The 25724-nt window shown below is 65.7% G+C and carries 20 protein-coding genes, 2 rRNA genes and 1 pseudogene; 16 read left to right on the top strand and 7 right to left on the bottom strand.

Translation table 11 applies throughout. The features are described 5' to 3' along the window. Positions 1 to 70: 70 nt before the first annotated feature. Positions 71 to 2943, top strand: a 23S ribosomal RNA gene (locus GN331_RS02225). 154 nt (positions 2944 to 3097) lie between these two features. Beyond that, a 5S ribosomal RNA gene (gene rrf, locus GN331_RS02220) occupies positions 3098 to 3210 on the top strand. 93 nt (positions 3211 to 3303) lie between these two features. Here rrf and GN331_RS02215 read toward each other — a convergent pair. The 4 genes from GN331_RS02215 to GN331_RS02200 form a co-directional block, all read right to left on the bottom strand. Then, positions 3304 to 4023: a 2OG-Fe dioxygenase family protein gene (locus tag GN331_RS02215; RefSeq protein ID WP_156639932.1), complete on the bottom strand. Its 720-nt coding sequence runs from the start codon at positions 4021 to 4023 to the stop codon at positions 3304 to 3306. Positions 4024 to 4042: 19 nt separating this feature from the next. Beyond that, the gene (locus GN331_RS02210) at positions 4043 to 4465 is read right to left on the bottom strand and encodes an MAPEG family protein (protein ID WP_197426971.1); all 423 of its coding nucleotides are present in this window, start codon (positions 4463 to 4465) and stop codon (positions 4043 to 4045) included. A gap of 25 nt (positions 4466 to 4490) precedes the next feature. Beyond that, the gene (locus tag GN331_RS02205) at positions 4491 to 6230 is read right to left on the bottom strand and encodes a M28 family metallopeptidase (protein WP_156639930.1); all 1740 of its coding nucleotides are present in this window, start codon (positions 6228 to 6230) and stop codon (positions 4491 to 4493) included. Between the two features lie 83 nt (positions 6231 to 6313). Continuing rightward, entirely contained in the window at positions 6314 to 6997 is a 684-nt protein-coding gene (locus tag GN331_RS02200; RefSeq protein ID WP_156639928.1) for a DUF4097 family beta strand repeat-containing protein, read from the bottom strand. A 115-nt stretch (positions 6998 to 7112) separates the two neighbouring features. On the opposite strand from GN331_RS02200, the gene gpmI reads away from it, so the two are divergent. From gpmI to GN331_RS02185, 3 genes and pseudogenes are all read left to right on the top strand, one after another. Further along, positions 7113 to 8675 (top strand): 2,3-bisphosphoglycerate-independent phosphoglycerate mutase, encoded by a 1563-nt coding sequence (gene gpmI, locus GN331_RS02195; RefSeq protein ID WP_331713330.1) that lies wholly within the window; start codon positions 7113 to 7115, stop codon positions 8673 to 8675. Further along, on the top strand, positions 8672 to 9901 hold the full coding sequence (locus tag GN331_RS02190) for a murein hydrolase activator EnvC family protein (protein WP_156639926.1): 1230 nt from the start codon (positions 8672 to 8674) through the stop codon (positions 9899 to 9901). Before gpmI ends, GN331_RS02190 begins: the two co-directional genes overlap by 4 nt. A gap of 97 nt (positions 9902 to 9998) precedes the next feature. Beyond that, positions 9999 to 11497, top strand: a pseudogene (locus tag GN331_RS02185) (S41 family peptidase); the annotation flags it as partial. On the opposite strand, the gene GN331_RS02180 reads toward GN331_RS02185, so the two are convergent. After that, entirely contained in the window at positions 11383 to 12075 is a 693-nt protein-coding gene (locus GN331_RS02180) for a rhomboid family intramembrane serine protease (protein WP_156639922.1), read from the bottom strand. The pseudogene GN331_RS02185 and the gene GN331_RS02180 overlap by 115 nt on opposite strands. Positions 12076 to 12284: 209 nt before the next feature. Between GN331_RS02180 and GN331_RS02175 the strand changes: the two genes are divergently transcribed. Next, positions 12285 to 13673, top strand: a complete 1389-nt coding sequence (locus GN331_RS02175) for an OmpP1/FadL family transporter (protein ID WP_156639920.1) — start codon at positions 12285 to 12287, stop codon at positions 13671 to 13673. A 67-nt stretch (positions 13674 to 13740) separates the two neighbouring features. On the opposite strand, the gene putA is transcribed toward GN331_RS02175, so the two are convergent. Beyond that, a complete protein-coding gene (putA, locus tag GN331_RS02170; protein WP_156639918.1) occupies positions 13741 to 16959 on the bottom strand; it encodes a bifunctional proline dehydrogenase/L-glutamate gamma-semialdehyde dehydrogenase PutA in 3219 nt (1072 codons plus the stop codon). A gap of 136 nt (positions 16960 to 17095) precedes the next feature. Between putA and GN331_RS02165 the strand changes: the two genes are divergently transcribed. The 6 genes from GN331_RS02165 (at position 17096) to GN331_RS02145 (ending at position 21955) form a co-directional block, all read left to right on the top strand. After that, positions 17096 to 17575, top strand: coding sequence for a DUF2244 domain-containing protein (locus tag GN331_RS02165; protein ID WP_156641189.1), 480 nt, complete (start codon positions 17096 to 17098; stop codon positions 17573 to 17575). Between the two features lie 65 nt (positions 17576 to 17640). Then, positions 17641 to 18606 carry a cytochrome c oxidase subunit II gene (gene coxB, locus GN331_RS02160; RefSeq protein ID WP_156641188.1) on the top strand — a complete coding sequence of 322 codons (966 nt, stop codon included), beginning with the start codon at positions 17641 to 17643 and terminating at the stop codon, positions 18604 to 18606. A gap of 61 nt (positions 18607 to 18667) precedes the next feature. Further along, positions 18668 to 20293 carry a cytochrome c oxidase subunit I gene (ctaD, locus tag GN331_RS02155; protein ID WP_156639916.1) on the top strand — a complete coding sequence of 542 codons (1626 nt, stop codon included), beginning with the start codon at positions 18668 to 18670 and terminating at the stop codon, positions 20291 to 20293. Between the two features lie 27 nt (positions 20294 to 20320). Beyond that, positions 20321 to 20461, top strand: coding sequence for a hypothetical protein (locus GN331_RS16475; protein ID WP_197426970.1), 141 nt, complete (start codon positions 20321 to 20323; stop codon positions 20459 to 20461). Continuing rightward, positions 20458 to 21045: a cytochrome c oxidase assembly protein gene (locus GN331_RS02150; RefSeq protein ID WP_156639914.1), complete on the top strand. Its 588-nt coding sequence runs from the start codon at positions 20458 to 20460 to the stop codon at positions 21043 to 21045. The genes GN331_RS16475 and GN331_RS02150 overlap by 4 nt, the downstream gene beginning before the upstream one ends. A gap of 28 nt (positions 21046 to 21073) precedes the next feature. Further along, on the top strand, positions 21074 to 21955 hold the full coding sequence (locus tag GN331_RS02145; RefSeq protein ID WP_156639912.1) for a cytochrome c oxidase subunit 3: 882 nt from the start codon (positions 21074 to 21076) through the stop codon (positions 21953 to 21955). A gap of 90 nt (positions 21956 to 22045) precedes the next feature. Here the strand turns inward: GN331_RS02145 and GN331_RS02140 are convergent, their stop codons facing one another. Further along, positions 22046 to 22270, bottom strand: coding sequence for a twin transmembrane helix small protein (locus GN331_RS02140; RefSeq protein ID WP_156639911.1), 225 nt, complete (start codon positions 22268 to 22270; stop codon positions 22046 to 22048). Positions 22271 to 22339: 69 nt separating this feature from the next. Here GN331_RS02140 and GN331_RS02135 point away from each other — a divergent pair, with 69 nt between their 5' ends. Genes GN331_RS02135 through cyoE form a run of 4 tightly spaced genes read left to right on the top strand, consistent with a single transcriptional unit; the run spans position 22340 to position 25710 of the window. Next, entirely contained in the window at positions 22340 to 23041 is a 702-nt protein-coding gene (locus tag GN331_RS02135; protein ID WP_331713329.1) for an SURF1 family protein, read from the top strand. Then, on the top strand, positions 23038 to 23616 hold the full coding sequence (locus GN331_RS02130; protein WP_197426969.1) for a hypothetical protein: 579 nt from the start codon (positions 23038 to 23040) through the stop codon (positions 23614 to 23616). The genes GN331_RS02135 and GN331_RS02130 overlap by 4 nt, the downstream gene beginning before the upstream one ends. Position 23617: 1 nt before the next feature. Further along, positions 23618 to 24778, top strand: coding sequence for a COX15/CtaA family protein (locus GN331_RS02125; RefSeq protein ID WP_156639909.1), 1161 nt, complete (start codon positions 23618 to 23620; stop codon positions 24776 to 24778). Positions 24779 to 24783: 5 nt separating this feature from the next. Then, positions 24784 to 25710 (top strand): heme o synthase, encoded by a 927-nt coding sequence (gene cyoE, locus GN331_RS02120; protein WP_331713328.1) that lies wholly within the window; start codon positions 24784 to 24786, stop codon positions 25708 to 25710. The last annotated feature ends 14 nt before the right edge of the window (positions 25711 to 25724 follow it).

Raw genomic sequence — 25724 nt, 5'->3', positions numbered from 1 at the left:
TTTATTTGAAGTGATAAGTCGTTTTACGTTCGCAAACGACGTATGACCCTGAGGCGACTTGGGGTGATATGGTCAAGCGAATAAGCGCACACGGTGGATGCCTTGGCGGTCAGAGGCGATGAAGGACGTGGCAGCCTGCGAAAAGTGTCGGGGAGCTGGCAACAAGCATTGATCCGACAATGTCCGAATGGGGAAACCCACCCGCAAGGGTATTGCATGGTGAATACATAGCCATGCAAGGCGAACCCGGGGAACTGAAATATCTAAGTACCCGGAGGAAAAGAAATCAACCGAGATTCCGTCAGTAGCGACGAGCGAACGCGGAGCAGCCCAAAAGTCCGTACGGTTTTAGCAGAACACGCTGGGAAGCGTGGCCGTAGATGGTGACAGCCCTGTATGCGAAAGGGCCGTACGGATGAAATTGAGTAGGGCGGGGCACGTGAAACCCTGTCTGAACATGGGGGGACCATCCTCCAAGGCTAAATACTCCTGACCGACCGATAGTGAACCAGTACCGTGAGGGAAAGGCGAAAAGAACCCTGGTGAAGGGAGTGAAATAGATCCTGAAACCGTGTGCGTACAAGCAGTCGGAGCCCGCAAGGGTGACGGCGTACCTTTTGTATAATGGGTCAGCGACTTACTGTTTGTGGCGAGCTTAACCGTATAGGGGAGGCGAAGGGAAACCGAGTCTGATAAGGGCGCATAGTCGCAGGCAGTAGACCCGAAACCGGGTGATCTAGTCATGCCCAGGGTGAAGGTTGAGTAACATCAACTGGAGGCCCGAACCCACTCCCGTTGCAAAGGTAGGGGATGAGGTGTGATTAGGAGTGAAAAGCTAATCGAACCCGGAGATAGCTGGTTCTCCTCGAAAGCTATTTAGGTAGCGCCTCGGACGAATACTGCTGGGGGTAGAGCACTGTTATGGCTAGGGGGTCATTGCGACTTACCAAACCATGGCAAACTCCGAATACCAGCACGTACTATCCGGGAGACACACGGCGGGTGCTAACGTCCGTCGTGAAAAGGGAAACAACCCAGACCCACAGCTAAGGTCCCAAATTTATCGCTCAGTGGTGAACGATGTGGAAAGGCACAGACAGCCAGGAGGTTGGCTTAGAAGCAGCCACCCTTTAAAGAAAGCGTAATAGCTCACTGGTCGAGTCGGTCTGCGCGGAAGATTTAACGGGGCTAAGCGATAAACCGAAGCTTGGGGTGCACAGCAATGTGCGCGGTAGAGGAGCGTTCCGTAAGCCGATGAAGGTGGATTGAGAAGTCTGCTGGAGGTATCGGAAGTGCGAATGCTGACATGAGTAACGATAATGGGGGTGAAAAGCCCCCACGCCGAAAGCCCAAGGTTTCCTTGCGCAACGTTCATCGGCGCAGGGTGAGTCGGCCCCTAAGGCGAGGCAGAAATGCGTAGTCGATGGAAAGCTGGTTAATATTCCAGCACCTCGCGTCAGTGCGATGGGGGGACGGAGAAGGGTAGGTGTACCGGGCGTTGGTTGTCCCGGGGAAAGCAGGTAGGCGGATCCTCTTGGCAAATCCGGAGGGTCATACGCCGAGCAGCGAGACCAGGCCATTAGGCCGAAGTCACTGATCCCACGCTTCCAGGAAAAGCCCCTAAGCTTCAGCTGACGCAGACCGTACCGTAAACCGACACAGGTGGGCAGGATGAGAATTCTAAGGCGCTTGAGAGAACTCGGGTGAAGGAACTAGGCAACATGGCACCGTAACTTCGGGAGAAGGTGCACCGCTTCTGGTGGCCCATGCGGGCTATAGCTGGGAGCGGTCGCAGAAACCAGGCCGCTGCGACTGTTTATCAAAAACACAGCACTCTGCAAACACGAAAGTGGACGTATAGGGTGTGACGCCTGCCCGGTGCTGGAAGGTTAATTGATGGGGTCAGCCGCAAGGCGAAGCTCTTGATCGAAGCCCCAGTAAACGGCGGCCGTAACTATAACGGTCCTAAGGTAGCGAAATTCCTTGTCGGGTAAGTTCCGACCTGCACGAATGGCGTAACGACAGCGGCGCTGTCTCCACCCGAGACTCAGTGAAATTGAAATCGCTGTGAAGATGCAGCGTTCCCGCGGCAAGACGGAAAGACCCCGTGAACCTTTACTACAGCTTTACACTGAACGTTGAGTTCGTCTGTGTAGGATAGGTGGGAGCCTGTGAAACCGAGGCGCTAGCTTCGGTGGAGGCAACCTTGAAATACCACCCTGATGTGCTTGACGTTCTAACCTGGGCCCGTAATCCGGGTCGGGGACCGTGTATGGTGGGTAGTTTGACTGGGGCGGTCTCCTCCCAAAGAGTAACGGAGGAGCACGAAGGTACGCTCAGCGCGGTCGGACATCGCGCACTGTGTGCAAAGGCATAAGCGTGCTTGACTGCAAGAGCGACGGCTCAAGCAGGTACGAAAGTAGGTCTTAGTGATCCGGTGGTTCTGTATGGAAGGGCCATCGCTCAACGGATAAAAGGTACTCCGGGGATAACAGGCTGATACCGCCCAAGAGTTCATATCGACGGCGGTGTTTGGCACCTCGATGTCGGCTCATCACATCCTGGGGCTGTAGTCGGTCCCAAGGGTATGGCTGTTCGCCATTTAAAGTGGTACGCGAGCTGGGTTCAGAACGTCGTGAGACAGTTCGGTCCCTATCTGTCGTGGGCGTTGGAGATTTGAGAGGGGCTGCTCCTAGTACGAGAGGACCGGAGTGGACGAACCCCTGGTGTTCCGGTTGTCACGCCAGTGGCATTGCCGGGTAGCTACGTTCGGAAGCGATAACCGCTGAAAGCATCTAAGCGGGAAGCGCGCCTCAAGATGAGATCTCCCGGGACACAAGTCCCCTGAAGGAACCATCAAGACCAGGTGGTTGATAGGCACGGTGTGTAAGCGGAGCAATCCGTTGAGCTAACGTGTACTAATGATCCGTGAGGCTTGACCATATCACCTCAAGCCGCCTTATCCTCGACAACACGTCGATGGCATTTGTCTCTATAAGCTCCACCAAAACTCGCTACGTCCCACCCCTTGAGAGCGTGAGCGCGATCAATCCCCATGGCTTGCCATGGCGATCGAACCGCGACCCTCCACCCTCTCCCTGGTGACAATAGCGCTGTGGCACCACCCGATCCCATTCCGAACTCGGAAGTGAAACGCAGCCGCGCCGATGGTAGTGTGCATCCGCATGCAAGAGTAGGTCATCGCCAGGGCCTTACACCAAAACCCCGCCAGCAATGGCGGGGTTTTTCTTTGGGCGATCGAAAGGCCCGCGGGAACTAACTCAGACCCTTAGTTCGTGCGCATCAGCCCCGCTTGAGCGTCACGACAAGCACGTCCCGATGCGCGGGCTCCGTCGGATCCAGTGCCGTCACCGCAGTCACGCCATGAAACACGCGCGCATCGTCCACAAGCGCCGCGTCGAATGCATCGCGCAAGGTGAACGACCCCAATTCCGTGCCATCGGCCAAGTGGATCGTCGTCGTACCGCTTTCGATGTTCCGCCGATCGATCATCAGCACGAGCACGTAATCCACGCCGTCGCGATGCACGCCTTCCGGCGTCGGCTCCCCCGCTTCGCCGGGCCGCGCCTCGATGCGGAACTGGTGCACTTCGACCTTCCAGCGCTCGACATCGGGCGCCAGCGCACCGAAGAACCCCACGCAATACCGCAGGATCGTCTGCAAACAAGCGCCATCAGCGACCGCGTCGGTCACCGGGTCGAACCACCGTTCGATATCGCCCTGTAGCGCGTTGTATTCCGTCGTCTGGAAATGCGGCTGATGCGGCGCACGCACCACCGCACCATTCCGCGCGGCCGAAAACACCGCGTGCCGCCGCTTCCGCGCACGCCCGGTCCGCGCGAGATAAGGATCGGGCCCAAGCGCTTCCCAACTCCCTGCGAAAGCCAGCCAATCCTCCAACCCGCCGACACCCGAGAGCGTCGTCCGCATCGCATCGCCATGCACGAAGCAGAACCCCTGCGCCCGCACCACGTCGACGCAGCGCGCACCCTCCGTGTCCATGGCGAACGTGCCGCTCACGTCATCGGGCCGCCGCGGGCGTCGGGTCGCCGACATGCAGCGCCGCGAGCACGATCAACGCCATCGCACACGCGAATCCGAGGAACCACACCAGGCTGCGGATCGAATGCTTCATGCCCAGCGTGTACACGACCCCGTGCAGCACCCGGCTGATCACGAAGATCACCGCCAGCCCGGCGACGTGCGTTTCCGGCACGCCCGCCAGATGCGCCATCACCGCACCCGCTGCGAACGGCGCGAACGCCTCGAACGCATTCATCTGCGCCGCATTCGCACGATGCACCTTCGGCTCGGTCTGCCGCGCGATCCAGCCGCGCGGATCCCGGTTGTCGTAACGCTCACCACTCTGCTTCGCGACCGTAGTCCACACATACGGCAACAGCGCCGCCGCCAACACGCACCAATACGCCAGGGCCATCGTCATCGTTGGGTCTCCTTCGGTGGATGGATCAGGGCGTCTTCGCGCCTTCGCGCGAAGCATCGCGCGCCGCGCGGAACGGATTGCCTGCGCGCCAGTTCGGCCACGTCGTGCCATCGGCGAGCACGCGGCCCACTTGGTACAACGTGTCGAGGTCCTGCATCGTGCCTTGCAGGTTCCAGTTCGCGTCGAACTCGTCTGCCGGCTTGTGGTAACGCGCCGTCGTGTAATCCTCCGCCGCCTTGCGACCCGCCGCGCTTCCGCCTTCGACGAGATCCTCGCCACCCTCGGCATACAGCGCCGGCACGCCGGCCTTGGCGAAGTTGAAATGATCCGAGCGGAAGTAGAACCCGCTTTCCGGCGTCGCTTCGGCGTGCAGCGTGCGGCCCTGCTTGTCGGCGATCGTCTTGAGCACGTCGTCGAGTTCCGAATTGCCCAGGCCCGTCACCACGATGTCCTTCGACGGCCCGAAGGTCGACATCGCATCGATGTTGATCGCCGCCACCGTGTCCTTCAGCGGCACGGCCGGATGCGCGACGTAGTACTTCGAACCGAGCAGGCCGGACTCCTCCAACGTCACCGCGAGGAACATCACCGTCCGCTTCGGCGGCGCCTTCGCGAATTCACCCGCGATCTCCAGGATCCCCGCAACGCCCGTCGCGTTGTCGATCGCGCCGTTGTAGATGTTGTCGCCCGTTTCGTCGGGATGCTTGCCGAGGTGGTCCCAGTGCGCGAGGTACACCACCGCTTCGTTCGGCCGCTCGGTGCCCGGCAGCTTCGCCACGACGTTGCGCGAAGTCTTCTCGACGATCGTGCTGTCCAGCGTCACCGACGCCTTCGCATCCAGCGGCACCGCCTTGAACCCACGCTTGTTGGCGGCCGCGCGGAGCTTCTCGAAATCCAGGCCCGCATCGGCGAACAAGGCTTTCGCCTGATCGCCCGTGATCCAACCCTGCACCGGCAAGCGCGGCGCCGGATCGTCGCTCGCGCGCAAATCGAACTGCGCGCCCGACCACGAACCCCGCACCACATCCCAACCATACGAAGCGCCCGCATCGTCATGCACGATCAGCGCGGCCGCCGCGCCCTTGCGCGCCGCCTCTTCGAATTTGTAAACCCAGCGCCCGTACCAGGTCATGCGACGTCCTTCGAACAAGGACGGATCGTTCGCATGGAACCCCGGGTCGTTGACGAGGATGACGACCGTCTTGCCCTTCACGTCGAGCCCGGCGTAATCGTTCCACTGCTGCTCCGGCGCATCCACGCCGTAGCCGACGAACACCACGTCGCTGTCGTGCACGCTCACGTGCTTCTGCCCGCTGCGCGTACCGATCACCATGTCGTCGCCGAACTTCAGCGTGTGCGGCTTGCCCTTCACGACGACCTGCATCGTCGTCTTGTCGCTCGAAGTGGTTTCGGTCATCGGCACGACCTGCGTCCACTCGCCGTTGTTGCCCGGCTGCAGGCCCATCGACTTGAACTGACCGACGAGGTAATCGACGGTCTTCTGCTCCCCGGGGCTACCCGGTGCACGGCCTTCGAAGGCATCGGATGCCAGCACACGCACGTGTTCCGAGAAATCGCCGGCGACGATCTCGGGAACGAACGCATGGGTGGAAGCGGGCGCGGGCGCCGTCGCGGTCGATGCCGCGGCGGGCGCGGAGGTCGCCGAGGTGACAGGCGCCGCGCTGTCCGAAGCGCGGTTGCAGCCGGCCAGCGCGACCGCGCCGGCGAGCAAGATCAGAAGGGGTCGAACCTGCGTGCTCGGCATCCGCCATCTCCGGGTGGGCTAACCCGGAGATTTAAGCACGGCCATCGCAGGCCGGCCCGTGCCGGCCCGCGAGGCGGGAAACGTCAGCGACGGTCGTCCGGCGCCGTCTGCGTGCTGAAGGCGATCGGCGTCGCGCCGCTGATGCGGCCGACCTTCGCGGTCGAATGCACGTAAAGCACGACGTCGCGTTCGAAGACCAGCGCGCCGTCGACCTTCGCATTCGGGCCGATCACGATGCGCGGCGGCTTCTGCTTGTTGTTCATCCGGAACCAACCGTTGTTGTTCGGCTTCTCCACGTGGATGCCGCCGCGCACGTGCGAACCGACGCCGACCGTGATGTCGCCATTCACCGTTTCGATGCCGCCGCCAACATCGGTGTCGACCAGGCCGATCGCACCGTTCACCGTGCTCACGCCGTCGCCGATGTTGCCGCCGCGGTCGACGAAGATGCTGCCGTTGACGGTTTCGATGGTGTCCGACACCTGCGCCTGCGTGCCGATGCGGATGCCACCGTTGACGGTGCTTAGCGAGCGCACGCGGATGGCGTCGCCGCCGGAGATGCTGCCGTTGACGGTTTCGACGTCGTCGGCCTGCGCGCTGTTTTCGACCTTGATGCTGCCGTTGACGGTGCTCAGGTCGGCGTAGGTTTCGCCGGGCTGCGCGGTGATGCTGCCGTTGACCTTGTCGATCTCGTCGTGGTGCTGCGCGAAGGCGGGGAGGGCCGCGACGGCGAGCGCGAGGGCGAGGGTGAGGCGGGCGTGCTTCATGGTCGGTCCTGGTGGAAAGGGGCAGGGTGTCAATCAACTGATGCGGTGAAGAGGACTTCGGTTTAACCCCCTTCGTTACAATCCTCCACAGTCCCCCGTTCATGCCGGAGCCCCCGTGCCTGCTGCCGTCTCCTCCCGTCCCAAGCCCGTCGTCCTGCTGATCCTCGACGGCTGGGGCCATCGCGAGGACCCGACGGACAACGCGCTGGCCCAGGCCGACATCCCGAACTGGCGCCGCCTCTGGGCCACCGAACCGCACACGCTCATCCATACCGAGGGCCGCCATGTCGGCCTGCCCGACGGGCAGATGGGCAATTCGGAAGTCGGGCACATGAACCTGGGCGCCGGCCGGATCGTCTACCAGGACCTGACGCGCGTGGACGCCGCCATCGAGGACGGCAGCTTCTTCACCAACGCCGAACTCCTGGCCAGCTGCGCCGCCGCGCGCGACGGGGGCGGCACGCTGCACGTCATGGGCCTGCTATCGCCGGGCGGCGTGCACAGCCATGAGACGCACATCTTCGCGATGCTCGACCTCGCCAAGCAGGCGGGCGTCGAACGCGTCCGCGTCCACGCCTTCCTCGACGGCCGCGACACGCCGCCGCAATCCGCGCACACCAGCCTCGTCGCGCTGCAACGCCGCTGCGACGCGTTGGGCAACGCCCGCATCGCCACCGTCGGCGGCCGCTATTGGGCGATGGACCGCGACAAGCGCTGGGATCGCGTGCGCCGCGCGTGGGATGCGATCGTCGAAGCGCGCGCCGACCATCGCGCACCCGATGCGATCGCCGCGCTCGCCGCGGCGTACGAACGCGGCGAGACCGATGAATTCGTCGCACCCACCGTGCTCGCAGGCGCCACGCCGATGCACGACGGCGACGCGGTGGTCTTCATGAACTTCCGCGCCGACCGCGCGCGCCAGCTCGCGTCGGCGTTCGTCGATCCGCACTTCGACGGCTTCACCGCGCGCCGCCCGCACCTGGCGCGCTTCACCTGCCTCACCGAATACGACGCCAGGCTCGACGCGCCCGTCGCGTTCGCGCCGGACGATCTTCGCCACACGCTCGGCGAACTCCTCGCGGAAAACGGCCTGACGCAACTGCGCATCGCCGAAACCGAGAAGTACGCGCACGTGACGTTCTTCTTCAGCGGCGGCCGCGAAGATCCCTACGCGGGCGAGTCGCGCATCCTCGTGCCGAGCCCGAAGGTCGCCACCTACGACCTGCAACCGGAAATGAGCTGCCCCGAACTCACGGCGAAACTCGTCGAAGCGATCGATTCCCAGGCCTTCGACGTCATCGTCTGCAACATCGCCAACCCCGACATGGTCGGCCACACCGGCAACATCGCGGCCGCGATCCTGGCCGCGCAGGCGGTCGACGTGGCGGTCGGCGCCGTCGAATCCGCCGTGCGCCGCAGCGGGGGAGCCTTGCTCATCACCGCCGACCACGGCAACCTCGAGCAAATGCGCGATCCCGACACCGGCCAGCCGCACACCGCCCACACCGTGGGGCCGGTGCCATTCGTTTACGTCGGCACGCCCATCTATGGCGGCCCGCGCGTCGAATCTTTGCGCAGTGGCGGCGCGTTGCGCGATGTCGCGCCGACGATGCTGGCCCTGCTCGGTCTCCCGCAACCGGCCGAGATGACCGGCCACAGCCTCATCGGACCTGCTTGAAATATCTTGCCGCGTTCACCGTCGCCCTCGCGCTGTCGCTGACGGCCGGGGCCGCGTCTTCGCAAAGCAGCAAGGACGCCGAGCAACAACTCAAGAAGGTCCGAAGCGAGCTGAAGGACGTCGCGGCCGAACGCCGCAAGCTCGAAGGCCAGCGCGGCGATGCGTCGCGCAAGTTGCGCGATGCCGACGAGGAAGTCGGTCGCGTCGGCCGTGCGGTGCGCGACACCGAACGTGCGCTCGCCCGCGACCAGGTCGCGCTCGCCGATCTGCAAAAGCGTCGCGACACGCTCAACACCGGGCTGGTCGCGCGCCGCACCGAACTTCGCCAACTGGTGCGCGCCGCGTACACCGTCGGCGACGACTCCGCGCTCAAGGCCCTGCTCGCGCAGGACACCGTGGACGAAGCGCAGCGCACGCTCGCCTATCACCGGTACGCACAACGCGATCGCGCCGAACGGATCCGCACGCTCACCGCGGAACTCCACGAAGTCGACGTGCTCGAACAACAGATCGTCGATCGCCGCACCGCGCTGGACGCCGCACGTCGCGAACAACGCACGCAACTGGCGTCGTTGCAGGACGCGCGCACCGATCGCGCAAAGCTGGTCGAACAGATCGAATCGAAATACAAGGACCGCGCGAGCCGCGAACGCGCGCTCGGCCAGGACGCGAAGTCCTTGCAGCAATTGCTCGCACAGTTGCGCGCCGCCGCGGCGAAGGCCGCGCGCGAGCAGGCCGCCGCCGAGCGCCGCGCCGCGGCCAAGGCGAAAGCCGCGAGCAAAAGCACCACGCCCGGCCCCGGCACGCCGCTGCGCCCGAACACGACCACCGGCCCGGCACTGCAGGTCGGCGGCCTGAGCTGGCCGGTCTCCGGCAGCCTGCTCGCGCGCTACGGCGGCCCGATGCCCGATGGCCGCACCAGCCAGGGCGTCCTCATCGCCGCGCCCGCGGGCACCACCGTCAAGGCGGTGGCCGACGGTCGCGTCGTCTTCGCCGACTGGATGAACGGCTACGGCCTGATCCTCATCGTCGACCACGGCAACGGCTACATGAGCCTGTACGCGCACAACGATGCGCTGCTCAAAGATGCCGGCGATGCGGTCAAGCGCGGCGACGGCCTGGCCAGCGTGGGCAACTCGGGTGCGCAGGGTCGCGCGGCGCTGTATTTCGAACTGCGCCGCAACGGCCAGCCCGTGAATCCCGACACGTGGCTGAAACGCCAGTGACCACGAATGACCAACGCCACGCGCCCTTAACGCGCGAACGCGCCACGCTTGCATAATCGAAGTCGTATTCCGCGCCCCCTCCGCACCGGACCCTCTCATGCGCAAGCCGTCCTACGCCCTCCTGCTGCTGCTCGCTTCGGGCTGCGCCTTCGCGCAGGAAGCGCCCGCGACCGCCGCGCCGGAACAACAGGCGGAGCAGCAGGTCTCGACCAGCGACGATCCCGATGCCGCCGAAAGCACGACCAGGATCCCGCTCGACGAAATCCGTCGTTACGTGTGGGTCTACAACGCGGTGAAGGAAGCCTACGTCGATCCGGTCGACGACAAGAAGTTGATGGACTCGGCGGTGCGCGGCCTGTTGCTCGACCTGGATCCGCACAGCGCCTACCTGCCCAAGCGCGACGCGAAAGCCTTCGACGAACAGACGCAGGGTGCGTACACCGGTGTCGGCGTCGAACTGATGACGCTGCCCGATCGCACGCTCAAGGTCGTCTCGCCGATCGACGACACGCCGGCCGCGCGCGCCGGCATCCAGGCCAACGACATCATCATCGCCATCGACGGTAAATCGGTGAGCGATTCGGCAACTGCCGAGGACAGCGCCGACGACGACGATGCCGACGGCAACACCGCGCCGCTGCGTGGGCCGCCGGGCACGAAGGTCGTGCTGACCATCGTGCGCGAAAGCAAGCCCAAGCCGTTCGACGTCACGCTCACGCGCGAAAAGATCCGCGTGACCAGCGTGCGTTCGCGCGCGCTCGAACCGGGCTACGGCTACATCCGCGTCGCGACCTTCCAGGCCGACACGGCCGCGGATTTCTCGCGCGCACTCGACACGCTCGAAGCCGGCGGCAAGTTGCGCGGGCTCGTGCTCGACCTGCGCAGCAATCCCGGTGGCCTGCTCACCGCCGCGGTCCAGATCGCCGACGAGTTGCTCGACAAGGGCAAGATCGTCAGCACGCGCGGTCGCGTGGCGCTGAGCGATGCGGAATTCAGCGCGACGCCGGGCGATCGTTTGAACGGCGCGCCCGTGGTCGTGTTGGTCGACGCCGGTTCGGCGAGTGCGTCGGAAGTGCTCGCCGGTGCGTTGCGCGACAACAACCGCGCGCGCGTAGTCGGCAGCCGCACCTTCGGCAAAGGTTCGGTGCAGACGCTGCTTCCGCTCGACAACGGCGACTCGGTCAAGCTCACCACCGCGCGCTATTACACGCCGAGCGGGAAGTCGATCCAGGCGCTCGGCATCCAGCCCGATGTCGTGTTGCGCCCGGCGAAGGATGCGGTCAACGGCGGCAAGGCCGGTTACAGCGAAGCCACGTTGCCGGGCCACTTGCGCGGCGACGAAGAGATCGCGGGCTCCAACGCGGGCGAAGTGCTCGACGGCGATGCGCCGATCACGGCCGCGCTGGTCGAACTCAAGAAGAACGTGGCGGTGACCTCGCCGTCGCCGAGCGCGCCGAAGAAGAACTGATCCGGCGCGGGCCTCAGAACCCGCGCTGCCGCCGCAAACGCCGCGCGATCGCCGCGCGCACCAGCACGGCGAACACCACGCCGAACGCGAAGCCCGCCAGGTGCGCCCACCAGGCCACCGCGCCGAGCGTGGGCCCGATGTAGGCGAACACGACCTGCAGCAACGCCCAGATGCCGATCAACAGCGAGGCGGGCGCGCGCACGAATTCCAGGAACAAGCCGAGCGGCAGGACGACGCCGAGCTTCGCGCGCGGGAACAAGGCCAGGTACGCGCCGATCACCGCCGACACCGCGCCGCTCGCCCCGATGATGATCCGGTCCGGCGCGCCGATGGTCAGCGCCGCGGCGAGGTTGGCGACCGCACCGCCCAAGAGGAACAGGCCGAGGAAGCGCCACGGCCCCATCGCCCGCTCGGCGGGCAGGCCGAAGATCAGCAGGAACACCAGGTTGCCGACCAGATGGGCCCAGTCGGCATGGAGGAACAGGGCCGTGACCAGCCGCAGCGCCCGCCCGTCCTGCAGGGCCGCCGGCCAGGCATCGGGCGACATGAAGCCGCCCGACAGCGCGCCCCATCCCATGACCAGCGCCCGCTGCTCGCCGCTCGTCCCCATGGTCGCCCACAGGAAGGCCGCGGTCAGCAGGACAACCAGCAGCGGCGTGGCCCATCGCAGGCCGCGCTTCTGGCGGGTAGGGAGGGAGACGAACATGGCCGGCCGATCCTAACCGCTGAACCCGAGCCCAAAAAGCGAACGAGCGTTCGTTACGAAATCGGCAGCACGGCGTTAGCAACAAGTTAACGACTTGTGTATCTTCCCTACGGCGTCGTACGTCGGGAGGGGTTCCGGCACGCGCCGGCGCAGGCCGTAGAGCCTCCCGAGCCCAAAACCAAAAAATTCGTCACCGGAGACAACACGCAATGCAATCGAACAACGTCATCCGCATCTCCGCACTCGCGCTCGCCGTCGCGGGCGGTCTTGCGATCGGCCAGGCCCATGCGTCCGGCTTCCAGCTCAAGGAAAACAGCGTCAAGGCGATGGGCCGCGCGTTCGCGGGCAGCGCGTCCGCCAGCGGCGACGCCTCCGTGGTTTCCAACAATCCCGCCGCCATGTCGACCTTCAAGAAGACGACGGTGCAGGCCGACGTCACGATCGTCGACCTCTCGGCAGGCTTCACCGGCGGCGGTTCCGCTGCCGCGGGTTCGCCGCTGCAGCAGCCGCTGGTCGGCGGCGACGGCGGCGACGCTGGCGACACCACCCCGATCCCCGCGCTGTCGGCCATCTTCCCGATGGGCGATTCGGGCGTGACGCTCGGTGCGATGGTCAGCGCGCCGTTCGGTCTGAAGACCGAATACGAACCCACCTGGGTCGGCCGCTACACCGCCATCAAGTCGGAAGTGAAGACCGTCGACCTGACGTTCGCCGCTTCGTTCGATTTCGGCAGCGACGTCTCCTTCGGCCTCGGCCTGGTGTACGAGCGCGCCGAAGCCACGCTGTCGAAGGCCATCGACTTCGGTTCGCGCATCTGCTCGATCAACGTCGCGCTGTGCGTCACCCCGAACCCGGTCGCCGCTCCGTACGGCCCGCAGAAGAACGACGGCACGATCGAAGTGACCGGCGACGACACCGGCATCGGCTGGATCGCCGGCATGCACATCCACCCGAGCGAGAACTTCTCGCTGGGCTTCTCGCACCGTTCGGAAATCCAGCACGACATCGAAGGCACGGCCGACTTCACCGTCCCGGCGAACGTCTCCCCGCTGCTCGCCATCGGCGCGCCGGGCCAGTTCGTCGACACGGGCGGCGGCGCGTCGCTGACGACCCCGTCGGTCGACACGATCTCGGTCACCTACGGCATCACCGACGACTTCACCGTCATGGGCGACTGGTCGTACACGCAGTGGTCCTCGCTGCAGGAAGTCGCGATCGCGTTCCAGAACCCGCGCCAGCAGCCGAACCCGGCCGTCGAGGAGTTCCAGTGGTCGGATACCTCGTTCTGGTCGCTCGGCGCCGAATACGCGCTCAATGACCAATGGACCCTCCGCGCCGGTTACGCGCAGGACCAGTCGCCGACGCGCGATGAAACGCGTACCCCGCGCCTGCCCGACGCCGACCGCCAGTGGCTCTCGGTCGGCGCCACCTGGGCCCCGAGCGAACATTGGGAAATCAGCGCCGGCTACACGCGCATCGAGACGGACGATCCGACCGTCAACCTCGCGCCGTCGCTGGCCACCAGCGGCTCGACGCTGGTCGGTACGTACGACGCGAACGTGAACCTGTGGGGCCTTTCGGGCCAGTACAAGTTCTAAGCGCAGCGACAAGGCAAAACAAAAAAGCCCCGCGAAAGCGGGGCTTTTTTCATGCCTGCGAAGAAGCTTATTCGCCGAGCGTCAGCAGCGATGCGTTGCCACCCGCCGCCGTCGTGTTCACCGTCACCGTCTTCTCCGTGCCGAAGCGCGGCAGGTAGTGCGGGCCACCGGCCTTCGGGCCCGTGCCGCTCAATCCCTGGCCGCCGAAGGGCTGCACGCCGACGACCGCGCCGATCTGGTTGCGGTTGACGTACGCATTGCCCACCTTCACGCGCGACACGATGTGTTCGATCGTCTCGTCGATGCGCGAATGGATGCCGAGCGTCAGCCCGTAACCGGTCGCGTTGATCGCATCGATCACCTTGTCCAGGTCCTCTGCCTTCCAGCGCACGACGTGCAGCGCCGGGCCGAAGACTTCCTTGTGCAGGCGGTCGATCGAATCGATCTCGAAGGCCACCGGCGCGAAGTACGTGCCGTGCTCGGTCGATGCATCCATCTTCGCTTCGGCGATCAGCTTGGCTTCGCTGCGCATGCGCTTGCCGTGCGACTCGAGCATCGCGAACGCATCCTTGTCGATCACCGGGCCGACGTCGGTCGACAGCAAGCCGGGATCACCGACCTGCAGCTCGGCCATCGCACCGGCGAGCATGCCGATCGTCTTGTCGGCGATGTCGTCCTGCACGAACAGCACGCGCGCGGCCGAACAACGCTGGCCCGCCGACGTGAACGCCGACGACAACGCATCCTTGATCAACTGTTCCGGCAGCGCCGAGGAATCGCCGATCAGCGCGTTCTGGCCGCCGGTTTCGGCGATCAGCACGCCGATCGCCGCATCGCGCGCGGCGAGCGCACGATTGATCGCGCGCGCGGTGTCGGTCGACCCGGTGAACGCCACGCCCGCGACACGCGGATCCTTGGTGAGCGCCGCGCCGACGGTCGCGCCGTCGCCCGGCAGGAATTGCACGACCGCTTCGGGTACGCCGGCTTCGTGCAGCAACTTCACCGCGTAATAGCCGATGAGGTTGGTCTGCTCGGCGGGCTTGGCGATCACGCTGTTGCCGGCGGCGAGCGCCGCGGCGACCTGGCCGAGGAAGATCGCGAGCGGGAAATTCCAAGGCGAAATGCACACGAAGACGCCGCGGCCCCCGAGGTGCAGCTCGTTCGATTCGCCGGTCGGGCCCGGCAGTTTTTCCGGATGCCCGAACAACTTGCGCGCTTGGCCGGCGTAGTAGCGCAGGAAGTCGACCGCTTCGCGCACTTCGGCGACGCCGTCGGGGATCGTCTTGCCGGCTTCCTTCGTGCACATCGCCATGAACTGCGGCATGCGCGCTTCGAGCAAGGTCGCTGCGTGCTCGAGGATCGCCGCGCGCGAGGCGGCCGGCGTGGCATCCCACTTCGGCTGCGCGTCCACCGCGTTGCGCAGCGCCTGCTCGACCGTCGCCGCATCGGCGGCGCGCCAGGTGCCCACTTGTTCGCGGCGGTCGGCGGGGTTGGTCACGGCGATGTCGGCGCCGCCCGGGGTCGCACCCGGCACGAGCGGCAGCGCGCGCCAGTTGCCGGTCACGGCGGAATTGAGCTGTTCGGCGAGGGCGCGCAGTTGCGCGTCGTTTGCGAGGTTGAGGCCCATGGAGTTGTCTCGTTCGTCTGCGATGTCGTGCGCCTGGCTGCGATAGACGTCGCGCGGCAGCGGAATGCGCGGATGCGGAATGGTGTCGAAGCCGTCGACGATTTCGACCGGATCCTTCACGAGGTCGTCGATCGCCACGCTCTCGTCGGTGATGCGATTGACGAAGCTGGAATTCGCGCCGTTTTCGAGCAGGCGGCGCACGAGATACGGCAGCAAGTCTTCGTGCGAACCGACCGGCGCGTATACGCGGCAGGGCACGTCGAGGCGATCGGCCGGCACGACTTCGGCGTAAAGATCGTCGCCCATGCCGTGCAGCTTCTGGAATTCGAAGGCCTTCCGCGTCGTGCCGTTGCGCGCGAGGCGGTGGATCGCCGCGATCGTGTGCGCGTTGTGCGTGGCGAACATCGGGTAGATCGCATCGGAAGCATCGAGCATGCGGCGCGCGTTGGCGAGATAGCTGACGTCGGTATTCGGCTTGCGCGTGAACACCGGGTAGCCCGCCTGGCCGTCGACTTGCGCGCGCTTGACCTCGCTGTCCCAGTACGCGCCCTTGACCAGGCGCACCGGAATGCGGCGGCCGGTGCGGCGCGCGAGATCGGCGAGCCAATCGATCGCGAACGGCGCGCGCTTCTGGTAGGCCTGCACGGCGAGGCCATAGCCTTCCCAACCGTCGAGCGAGGCATCGGCATACGCAGCGCCGATGACGTCGAGCGAGAGTTCGAGGCGGTCGGCTTCCTCGGCGTCGATGGTGAAGCCGATGCCGTAGGACTTCGCCAGTTGCGCGAGTTCGAGCACGCGCGGCACGAGTTCGGCCATCACGCGCGCGCGCTTGGCGAGTTCGTAGCGCGGATGCAGCGCGGAAAGCTTGACCGAAATCGACGGCGCGGCGAACACATCGGTGCCCACGAACTTGCCGCTCGTGCCGATCGCCTTGATCGCTTCGCGGTACGCGCCGAGATAACGCAGCGCGTCCTTCGTCGTCAGCGCGCCTTCGCCCAGCATGTCGAACGAATAGCGATACGCGGCGTTGTCGCCCTTGCGCGAACGCGCGAGCGCTTCGCCGATCGTGCGGCCCATGACGAACTGGTGGCCCATGATCCGCATCGCCTGGCGCACGGCCAGGCGCACGACCGGTTCGCCGATGCGGCCGATCAGCCGCTTGAAGGCGTTGTGGACGTCGTGCTTGGTGTCGTCGGCCAGGTCGACCAGGTGGCCGGTGAGCATCAGGCCCCAGGTCGACGCATTCACGAGGATCGAGTCGGACTGGCCCATGTGCCGCTTCCAGTCGGCTTCGCCGAGCTTGTCGCGGATGAGCTTGTCGGCGGTCTCCTGGTCCGGAATGCGCAGCAAGGCTTCGGCCACGCACATCAGCAGCACGCCTTCCTCGCTGCCGAGGTCGTACTGCCGCATGAAGGCCTCGATGGCGCCCTGGTCCTGCGCGCGGGCGCGCACGCGGCGCACGAGGTCGGCCGCGGTCGCCTGGATGGCGGCGCGGTCGGCGTCGGGCTGGCGCGCCTGCGCGAGCAGTTCGCGCACATGTTCGGTTTCGTCGCGCACCCAGGCGGCCGTGATGGCGGCGCGGAGCGGATCGGGGGACGCCGGCAGTTCCGGCGAAAGCAACGGCCGTTCGGCCGTCGCGGGGAGGGGAAGCGAATTCATCGGGCCCGCGTTGTTACGTGGCGAGCCGCATAGTGTAGCGGCGCACATGCCGCGCGGCTTGCCCCGCATGGTCGCCGGGGGCTACCATTTCGCGGTTTCCGCAGCCGGTTTTGCGTCACACCGGCAGCGGTTCGGCATGATCGAGATGGTGTCGTCGGGGGTCGGGACGGGTGCGCAACTCCGGTTGCGTCCCCCACGGGCTTTGACGGCCCGGCAGTTCCTCGCCCTGTTCGCTTCCCTGGCCGCCGCAATGTGGCTGGTCGCGGGCCTGGGGTGGTGGGGCGGCAACGTCTTCGCCCCCGCGTTCGCGCTGCTGGACAGCGTGCTCGTGGCGGCGGCACTGCGATGGTCGTGGCGGCTGGGAGAGCGTCGCGAAATCATTTCGATCGGGCCGGAAGCGGTCGAGGTTTGGCGGTCGGCACAGCCGGCGCCCGCGTTCCACGCACACCCGGTCTGGGTGCGCATGGAGGTCGGAGGCGACGGAGAGTCGATCGTGTTGTCCTCCAGCGGAGTCCGCTGCGAGGTCGGCGCCTTCCTCGGCCCCGGCGAACGCCGGCAACTCGCGACGCGTCTTCGGGCGCTGCTCGAAGCCAGCCGTTCGCCTCCGACGACATGACATTGCATTCAGCTGCGGGGCTCGTACCGATGAAAGCAGGCTTCAATTCTTCCGGCGTCAAGGCGATGGCCGTTCGTGCCGCCGCCGCGGCGTTCGCGCTCCTGGCGTCCGCCTCCGCGTTCGCGACGCCGGCCGCCGAGCCGTCCTCGCCGCACCCGTGGCAGCTCAACATGCGCGAGGGTGTGACCCACTCCTCGCGGATGGCCTACGACGCCCACATGGTCGCGCTGTGGATCTGCGTGGTCATCGGCATCGTCGTGTTCGGCGCGATGTTCTACGCGATGTGGAAGTTCCGCCATTCCAAGGGCGCCAAGCCCGATGTCAACTTCACGCACAGCACCAAGCTGGAGATCGTGTGGACGCTCGTCCCGGTCATCCTGCTGGTGTGCATGGCGTGGCCGGCGACCGCCAAGCTCATCGCGATGTACGACACCCGCAATTCCGAGATGACCGTGAAGGTCACCGGCTACCAGTGGATGTGGAAGTACGAGTACCTGGGCGAGGGCGTGGAATTCACCAGCCGCCTGGACAAGGGCAGCGACGCGATGCGCCAGTCCGGCAAGACGCCGTCCTGGAACAACGAAGCCGACCGCAACTACCTGCTCGACGTCGACAACGTGCTCGTCCTGCCGGTGAACACGAAGGTCCGCTTCGTCATCACGGCCGACGACGTGATCCACGCCTGGTGGGTGCCTTCGCTGGGTTGGAAGCAGGACGCGATCCCCGGGATCATCAACGAAGCCTGGACCGACATCGACACCCCCGGCATCTACCGCGGCCAGTGCGCGGAGCTGTGCGGCAAGGACCACGGCTTCATGCCGATCGTCGTGAAGGCCGTTTCGAAGGTCGAATACCAGCGTTGGCTCGCCGAGCAGAAGGCGAAGGCCGGCGCGCCCTCGCCGGAAGCCGCGCACGCGACCGCCGTCGATGCGATGAAGGCTTCGCCGGAAGGCATCGCCCCGGCCCAGCCCGCCACCCCCGATCCGAGCAACACGCCGACGCCCGAGAAAGCCGAGCCCGTGACGCAGTAAGCGCGCACAAGCTTCGTTCTCGACTTTCCCACGCACTCGAACGCATTACCTGAGGTAGGCCATGGCCCAGTACGACGCCGCCGTCCACCACGACGATCACGGTCACAAGCAAAGCTTCATCGACCGTTGGTTCTTCTCCACGAACCACAAGGACATCGGGACGCTGTACCTGCTGTTCTCGTTCGTCATGTTCATCATCGGCGCAGCGATGTCGGTGGTGATCCGTGCCGAGCTGATGCACCCGGGCCTGCAGTACGTGAACCCCGAGTTCTTCAACCAGATGACCACCATGCACGCGCTGGTGATGATCTTCGGTGGCGTGATGCCCGCCTTCGTGGGCCTGGCGAACTGGATGGTGCCGCTGCAGATCGGCGCGCCGGACATGGCGCTGCCGCGCATGAACAACTGGTCGTTCTGGATCCTGCCGTTCGCCTTCACCATGCTGCTGGTCACGCTCTTCCTGCCGGGCGGCGCGCCCGCCGGCGGCTGGACGCTGTATCCGCCGCTTTCGTTGCAGGGCGGCAGCAACATCGCGTTCGCGATCTTCGCCATCCACATGATGGGCATCAGCTCGATCATGGGCGCGATCAACATCATCGCCACCATCCTCAACATGCGCGCCCCGGGCGTTGACCTGCTGAAGATGCCGATCTTCTGCTGGACGTGGCTGATCACCGCCTTCCTGCTGATCGCCGTGATGCCGGTGCTCGCCGGCGCGGTGACGATGCTGCTCACCGACCGCTTCTTCGACACCAGCTTCTTCACCGCGGCCGGCGGCGGCGACCCGGTGATGTTCCAGCACATCTTCTGGTTCTTCGGGCACCCCGAGGTCTACATCATGATCCTCCCGGCGTTCGGTATCGCCTCGGAGATCATCCCCACGTTCTCGCGCAAGCCGCTGTTCGGCTACCAGGCGATGGTGTACGCCACCGCGTCGATCGCGTTCCTGTCGTTCATCGTGTGGGCGCACCACATGTTCACGGTGGGCATGCCGCTGGGCGGCGAGCTCTACTTCATGTTCGCGACGATGCTCATCGCCGTGCCGACGGGCGTGAAGGTGTTCAACTGGGTCACCACGATGTGGAAGGGCTCGATCTCGTTCGAAGCCCCGATGCTGTGGGCGATCGCCTTCGTCATCCTGTTCACCATCGGCGGTTTCTCGGGCCTGATGCTCGCGATCGTGCCGGCGGACTTCCAGTACCACGACACCTACTTCGTCGTCGCGCACTTCCACTACGTGCTCGTGACCGGCGCGCTGTTCTCCATCATCGCCGCCGTGTACTACTGGTGGCCGAAGTGGACGGGCCGCATGTACTCGCAGGCCGCCGCCAAGTTCCACTTCTGGTGGTCGGTGGTGTTCGTGAACCTGCTGTTCTTCCCGCAGCACTTCCTGGGCCTGGCCGGCATGCCGCGCCGCATCCCGGATTACAACGTCGTGTTCGCGGACTGGAACCTGATTTCGTCGATCGGCGCGTTCGGCATGTTCGCGACGCCCTTCATCATGCTGGGCGTGTTGCTGCACTCGCTGAAGAACGGCGAGAAGGCCACCGACCGCGTGTGGGAAACCGCGCGTGGCCTGGAGTGGACGGTGCCGTCGCCGGCCCCGCACCACACGTTCACGACGCCGCCGGTCATCAAGGACGGCGACCTCGCGCACGGCGATTTCGCGCACATGGATTTCGACTGACGGCTGCGCGCGCCTGACGTGAACACCATGACGAACGCCCCCACGCCCCTGACCGCCCAAGAAGTCGCAGCGCGCCGCAAGCGCGTGCTGCGTACTGCGTGGGCGATCGGTCTGGTGGCGTTCGCCGTGTACCTGGCGTTCCTGCTGTCGGGCGTGTTCGGCAAATGAACGCACCCGAGAACAACAAGAAAAAATTCGGCGTCGGCAAGATGGTGGGCGTCGCGCTCGGCGCGTTCGCGTTCACCTTCTCGCTCGTGCCGCTGTACCGCATCGCCTGCGAGAAAGTGTTCGGCGTGCGCCTCGAAAAAGAGGCCATCGCCGCACCGCTGGATGCGAAGGCCAACACGCAGCGCACGGTGACCGTCGTGTTCGACGGCGGCGTGAACTCCAAGCTGCCGTGGGACTTCGAACCGCAGCAGGCCACGATGCAGGTCCATCCCGGCCAGCAGTACGAAGCCAGCTACTTCGCGCGCAACACCAGCAACCGCGCGATCGTCGGCAACGCCGTGCCCTCCGTGGCGCCGGCGCGCGCTTCGGGCTATTTCAGCAAGACCGAATGCTTCTGCTTCACCGCACAGGAACTCGACGCCGGCGAAGGCCGCGCGATGCCGGTGCGTTTCATCGTCGATCCGGCGTTGCCGGCCGACGTGAACACGATCACGCTGTCGTATACCTTCTTCAAGAACGATGCCCAGACTGCGCAGGTCAACGCGCCGAAGGCTGCATCGAGCCTGCCGCACGCGGCTCCCTGAGCCTCTTACGAAACCCGGAAAACCCGTCATGGCCCAAGCCCACGAGTCCCACGACACCAACGTCTACTACGTGCCGCACGGCAGCCGCTGGCCGGTGATCGCGTCGGTCGCGCTGTTCCTCACGATGCTCGGCTTCGCGCAGTGGTTGAACGAAGTGAGCTGGGGCAAGCCGGTGTTCTTCCTCGGGCTCGCTTTCCTCGCCGCGATCCTGTTCAAGTGGTTCGGCGACGTCATCCGCGAATCGCTGCGCGGCTACTACAACAAGCAGGTCGACACCTCCTTCCGCATGGGGATGGTGTGGTTCATCTTCTCCGAGGTGATGTTCTTCGCCGCGTTCTTCGGTGCGCTGTTCTACGCGCGCCAGTTCGCGTTGCCGTGGTTGCAGGGCGAAGGCCACAAGGTCGCCACGCACGCGGTGCTGTGGTCGGACTTCACCGGCGGCTGGCCGAGCAACGGCCCGGGCGCGATCGGTGGTACGTACCAGACCATCCCGGCGTGGGGCCTGCCGCTGCTCAACACGCTGATCCTGCTGACCTCGGGCGTCACGGTCACCATCGCGCACCACGCGCTGAAGTCGGGTCACCGCAAGCAGCTGTTGCTGTTCCTCGGGCTCACCGTGTTGCTGGGCGCCTCGTTCCTGTACTTCCAGGCCGAGGAATACATGCACGCCTACAAGGAACTCAACCTGACGCTCGGCTCGGGCATCTACGGTTCGACGTTCTTCATGCTCACCGGCTTCCACGGCGCGCACGTGACGCTGGGCACGATCATGCTCGCGATCATCTGGTTCCGCTGCGCCGCGGGCCATTTCAACCGCGAGAACCACTTCGCATTCGAAGCCGTTGCCTGGTACTGGCACTTCGTCGACGTGGTGTGGTTGGGACTGTTCCTGTTCGTGTACGTGCTTTAAGGCGCGCACGCGGGAATCAAGGACAACTAAGCTGTTCCCGTCGCGGGCCGGCCATGCGCCGGCCCGTGCCGTCTCGGGAGTGGTTGGCCGTCAGGGCGCGCGGCCGATGCCGTGCGGCGTGATCCAGCCCATGTAGATGGCGAGGATGACGAACAGGATCAGACCGACCGACAGCGCGATGCGCTTGGTCAATGCGTTGACGGTGCGCTTGGTCGTGCCCTTGTCGACGAGCATGTAATACAGGCCGGCGCCGAGGTTCCAGACGATGAGTATCAGGACGGCGATGATCAACAGGGTCTTCAGCGAGTCGCTCATGGCGAAGGTCCTTGGCGTGACGCAAGTACGCGCCTGGTGCGCATTATCGCGCCGCGAAGGGATGCGCGCGTGAGCCGTCGCGGGACGTTCTGGTTCGGTTGGGCGCTGGCGCTGGTCGCCATGGCGGGCTTCGCGCGCCTGGGGTTCTGGCAGTACGCGCGGATGCAGGAGAAGCAGGCGTTGCTCGCCAACGTCGAGCGCGTGTTGCGCGGCCCGGCGGTGGACATCGACGCGGCCGGCACGGCCGACTTGGCGTGGGTCGAAGGCCAGGCGACGATCGACGCGCGCACGCTGCTGCTCGACAACCAGATGCGCGACGGCAAACCCGGCGTCCACGTGTATTGCATCGCGCGGGTGGGCGTCGCCGATCGCCTCGTGGACCTGGGCTGGATCGCCGTGAAGCCCGATCGCACGATGCCGGGCGCGGCCTGTCCCCAGGGTCCGCTGCATGTGCGCGGCCTGATGACGCCGCTGCCGTCGGGCGGCCTGCGCGTGGGCGCGCCGATGCAGCAGCTCGACGGCATGCGCTGGCTCATGGCGCGCGCGGACGTCGATGCCATCCGCTCGACCCTCCGCATCGCCGTGCCCGCGCGCGTGATCCGCCTGGATCCCAAGCTGCCCGTCGGCTACGTCCGGGATCTCGACGTCCTCCCGAACACGCTGCCGCCCGAACGCCATCTCGGCTACGCGGTCCAATGGTGGGCGTTGTCGCTCGCCGTCTTCATCACCGCGCTCGTCCTCTCCATTCGCAAGTCGAAACCCAACGCATGAACGCTCCCGTCGACCAGGCCACCCGCAACCGCAATCGCTGGATGCTCGTCGGCATCTTCGTGCTGTTCTTCGGCGGCCTCGCGCTCGCAGGTTTGCTGCGGTTTTCCGGCTGGCGCCCGGAAGGGCTGAAGAACAAGGGCGAACTGCTGGACCCGCCGGCCGACCTGCGCACGCTCACGCCGACGCTCGCCGACGGTTCCCCGTATCGCTGGAAGGACGCAGAACGCACGTGGCGCATCCTCGCGATGACCGACCGTTGCGACACGACCAATGCCGCCGCGTGCGAACGCCTGCTGACCGATCTCGACAAGGTCTGGCAACTCTCGGGCAAGGATGCCGACCGCGTGCACGTGTTGTGGGTCGGCGCGTTGCCCGCCCAGGGCCCGCGCCCGGCGACGCTGCGCGTGCTGCGTTCCAGCGATGCGCTGCGCGATGGCCTGCCGCGTTCGCACGATGCCAAGGGCATGCCGGTGTACGTGCTCGATCCCAACGGCTTCGTCGTTCTGCGCTACGCTCCCGGCTCCGATCCCGGCGACGTGCGGACCGACCTGTCCCGCCTGCTCAAGGTGAACTGAGATGGCGTCCAACGCCTCGTCCATTGTCCGCCACGGCATCCATCGCAACTTCCATCGCCTGGCGTGGCTGGCCGTCGTGCTCGCGCTCGGCGTGATCGTGTTCGGCAGCTTCGTGCGTTTGTCGAACGCGGGCCTGAGCTGCCCCGATTGGCCGACTTGTTACGGGCGCGCTGCGTGGCCGCAACATGTGAACGAAGCGGTCGACCACGCCGCAACCGCGATCCGCGCCGTCGAGCCGCACAAGGCGTGGCGTGAGCAGTTGCATCGCATGCTCGCAATGTCGCTGGGCCTGATCGTGCTGGCGCTCGCGCTGCTCGCCGCGCGTCGCCGTCGTTTGGGCATCGCGCAGGTGTTGTGCGCGTCGGTGCTCGTCGGCATCGGCATTCCGCTGTACATGCACGGGCAACACGTCGCAGCGTCGGTCTTCGCGATCGCAGGCGAAACGATCCTGCTCATCGCCGCACTGCGCTGGTCGAACGTCGACCTCGCGCGCACGGCCGCACTCACGCTGATGGTGATCATCTTCCAGGCCTTGCTCGGCATGTGGACGGTCACCTGGCTCCTCAAGCCGATCGTGGTGATGGGACATCTGCTCGGCGGCCTGCTGACGCTTGCGATGCTGACGTGGATGGCGTGGCGCGCGACCGACATGCCCATCCGCCTCGCCGAAGGCAAGCGCATTCGCCTGCTGCTGTTGATCGGCGTCGCGCTGCTCGCGGTGCAGATCGCACTCGGCGGTTGGACCAGCGCCAATTACGCCGCACTCGCCTGCGCGAACGATTTCCCGAAGTGCGTCGGCCAGTGGTGGCCGCCCACCGATTTCCGCGAAGCCTTCGTCCTGTGGCGCGGCATCGGCGTGGATTACGAAGGCGGCGTGCTCGACGGGCAGTCGCGCATCGCGATCCAGATGGCGCACCGGATCATGGCGGGCATCGTGTTCGTGTATCTGGCGATCCTCGCGGTGCGCCTGGTGCGGATCCCGGGAATGCTTGCGTGGGGTGTCACGCTCGGCGCGCTGCTGCTCACGCAGGTCGCGCTCGGTATCGCCAACGTGAAGCTCGGCCTGCCGCTGCATGTCGCCGTCGCGCACAACGCGGGTGCGGCGCTGTTGTTGTTCGTGCTCGTCACGCTCGTTGCGCGCGTGCGCACGCCGGAGGCCTGACGCACGTGCGCTCGCGCCTCTCCCAGTACTGGACGCTGACCAAGCCGCGCGTCGTCGCGCTGATCGTGTTCACCGCGCTCGTCGGCATGTTCCTGGCGGTACCGAAACTGTCGGACCTGCCGTTGGACAAGGCGGTGTTCGGGCTGCTCGGCATCTGGCTCGCGGCGGCCTCGGCGGCGGCGATCAACCACATCCTCGACCAACGCATCGACGCGCTGATGGCGCGCACGCACGATCGGCCGTTGCCGACCGGCGGACTGCGCACGTCGCAGGCCGTCGTGTTCGCGCTCGCGCTCGGCCTGGCGTCGATGGCGATCCTGGTTTTCCGCGTCAATCCGTTGTGCGCGGCGCTGACGTTCGCATCGTTGATCGGCTACGCGATCGTCTACACCGGTTGGCTGAAGCGCGCGACGCCGCAGAACATCGTCATCGGCGGGATCGCCGGCGCGGCGCCGCCGCTGCTCGGCTGGTCGGCGATCACCGGCATGACGGGCGAAGCCGACTGGGCGTACGCGCTCACGCTCGTGCTGATCATCTATCTCTGGACGCCGCCGCACTTCTGGGCGCTGGCGATCTTCCGCCGCGAGGACTACGCCAAGGCGATGGTCCCGATGCTCCCGGTCACGCACGGCGTGATCTACACGCGCTGGCAGATCCTGTTCTACACGGTGCTGCTGGTGCTGGCGACGCTGCTGCCGTGGGCGTTGCACATGAGCGGGACGTTCTACATCGGCGGCGCGGTCGTGCTGGGCAGCGTGTTCCTCTGGTACGCCTGGCGCCTGCTCGATCCGCCGGACGAGTTCTTCGCCATGCGCACGTTCCAGTACTCGGTCGTGTACCTGATGGCGCTGTTCGCCTTCCTGCTGATCGACCATTGGCTGATGCCATGGCTGCAGCCGGGCTCGGCCCTGGACTTCATGCCGGTCGCCTGATTTCACCTCGCGTG

The organism is Noviluteimonas gilva (assembly GCF_009740395.1).
Taxonomy (GTDB): Bacteria; Pseudomonadota; Gammaproteobacteria; order Xanthomonadales; family Xanthomonadaceae; genus Noviluteimonas; species Noviluteimonas gilva.
This window is presented reverse-complemented; position numbering and strand designations above follow the sequence as displayed.